General features: G+C 41.6%; 3 protein-coding genes. All 3 read left to right on the forward strand.

The window, feature by feature from the left end:
• Positions 1-1,231 (forward strand): GTPase ObgE (obgE, locus tag ACRCJ0_RS11745; protein ID WP_431390528.1); only part of this gene is annotated, 1,231 nt, incomplete at its 5' end.
• Positions 1,232-1,489: 258 nt separating this feature from the next.
• The gene (gene rnz, locus ACRCJ0_RS11750) at positions 1,490-2,410 is read left to right on the forward strand and encodes a ribonuclease Z (protein WP_325756375.1); all 921 of its coding nucleotides are present in this window, start codon (positions 1,490-1,492) and stop codon (positions 2,408-2,410) included.
• A gap of 27 nt (positions 2,411-2,437) precedes the next feature.
• A partial coding sequence (locus ACRCJ0_RS11755) for an SDR family NAD(P)-dependent oxidoreductase (RefSeq protein WP_431390529.1) occupies positions 2,438-2,622 on the forward strand: 185 nt, incomplete at its 3' end.

Here is a 2,622-nt window from a genome sequence, read left to right on the forward strand (position 1 = left end):
CGGAGGTCCAGCTGGAGGAGATGGCGGTCGCGGAGGCGACATCATCTTCAAAGTTGACGAAGGGTTAAGAACCTTGATGGATTTCCGTTACAACCGACACTTTAAGGCGAAACCAGGTGAAAATGGGATGCCAAAAGGTATGTACGGTCGTGGTGCAGAGGATATGTATGTCGCTGTACCCCCTGGAACTGTTGTCAAAAACTTTGACACTGGTCAAATTATTGGTGATTTAGTGAAGAACGGTGAAGAGCTCATCGTTGCACATGGTGGTCGTGGTGGCCGTGGAAACATGAAATTTGCGACCCACAACAACCCGGCACCAGAAATCGCTGAAAATGGTGAACCAGGTGATGAAATTACCCTACAACTAGAATTGAAATTGATCGCGGATGCTGGATTAGTCGGTTTCCCATCAGTTGGTAAATCAACCTTACTATCTGTTGTTACAGCGGCAACACCTAAAATTGGTGATTACCACTTTACAACAATTACACCGAACTTGGGTGTGGTAAATACCCGTTCACATGAATCTTTTGTATTAGCCGATTTACCAGGGTTAATCGAAGGGGCTGCTGACGGTATTGGGTTAGGGTTCCAATTCTTACGCCACGTTGAGCGTACTAAGGTGATTTTACATGTAATTGATATGGGTGGTTCTGAAAACCGCGACCCATTTGACGACTATGTAGCTATCAACAAAGAATTAGATAATTATGATGATAATTTGATGTCTAGACCAACGATTATCGTAGCCAATAAAATGGACATTCCTGAAGCAGAATTATATATTGAAGAATTCAAGGAAAAACTTGCAAGTTATTTTGCAGAGAACTATCCAGACTTAGAATTGCCAGAAATTTTCCCAATTTCAGCTTATACTAGAGAAGGCTTAGATCCTTTAATGGACCATACGGCTGAATTGATTCGCTTAGAAGAAGAGCGCATTGCTGAAGAAGGTAAAAAAGCTTCTACTGAAACAGTGATTTATGAAATTCCTGAAGACGAAGAGCCACCATTCTATGTAGGCCGTGAATCTGATGGTACCTTCTACCTATACGGTGACAAGATTGAGAAAACATTCAAGATGGCGAACTTGGAATATGATGAGTCGGCATTACGATTTGCTCGTCAGTTGAAGAATATGGGTGTTGATAAAGCCTTGGCTGCACGTGGTGCGAAACAAGGGGATATTATCCGTATTTTAGATTACGAGTTTGAATTCCAAGAATAGTAGGTGCGACAAAAGTTGTTTAGAATTGACGGGCCGGATCAAAAGCCGGACAATTACTTTAAAAGTAATTGGCGTATTTTGGGAAGCATCGGATAATTCTGACTTTGGGCGCCTGATATCATGAGGATTGTTGGTGGGAGGGTGACACTTCAGTCTCAAACCCATCGAAAGACGAGCGCACATTGAACAGGGAGACTTGGATTTAATGTGCGCTCTTGATTTTTTACGAATATATATAATAGAAATGAGCGAAAAAAAGTGGAGATAACTTTTTTGGGAACAGGTGCTGGCGTTCCGAGTAGAAGTCGTAATGTGACAAGCATCATGTTAAAATTATTAGACGAAAGTAATGAAATGTGGATGTTTGATTGTGGGGAAGCAACGCAACATCAAATTATGAAAACCACATTGAAACCGCGTAAAGTTACTAAAATTTTTATCACGCATTTACACGGAGATCACATTTTTGGCTTGCCAGGATTCTTATCTTCAAGAAGCCATCAAGGCGGGGAAGCTCCGGTGACCATTTATGGACCTAAAGGGATTAAAGCTTATATTGATAACTTTCTTAAAGTTACCCGTACGACCTTAGGCTACGATCTAATCATTCAGGAGTTAGCCGATGAAGGTATGGTCTTTCAAAATGACCAATACCAGGTCATCTATAAGACTTTAGACCACGCCGTTCAGTCTTATGGCTTTAGAGTCATTGAGGCAGACCAAGTAGGAGAGTTGTTGATAGATAAGGCTAGGGAAGCGGGCGTACCAAATGGGCCTTTACTAGGTCAATTAAAACAAGGTAAGACCATTACTTTAGAAGACGGTACCCAGTTAGATGGTCATGACTTTATTGGACCTGACAAAAAGGGCCATATTGTAACCGTCCTAGGTGATACCCGTTATAACCAAAATGCGGTAGCTCTTGCTAAAGATGCGGACCTTTTAGTGCATGAAGCGACCTTTGCTGCTGGCGAGGAACGAATGGCACGTAATTACTACCATTCAACCGCTAAACAGGCTGGTCAGGTGGCTAAGGAAGCCAATGTCAAGAAATTATTACTAACCCATATCTCAGCTAGATATGTAGGAAAAGCCTCACAACAACTAGAGACAGATGCCAAAAAAGTGTTTGCCAATAGCCAAATTGTAAAAGATTTTGATTCAATCAGTCTCGGATAAGTAGCCACATTTATAGGAGTGATGAAAATGTCTCAAACATACACAGTCATTACAGGTGCATCTTCTGGAATCGGTCAAGCTTTTGCTTATAAAATGGCCAGCGAAGGTAGAAATATCATCATCAACGGTCGGAATAAAAAGCGGTTGGACGAAACAAAGAAACAGGCCAAAGAATTAGGTGCTGGACAAGTTTTAGCTTATACAGCCGACTT

Source organism: Aerococcus sp. L_32 (assembly GCF_050689315.1).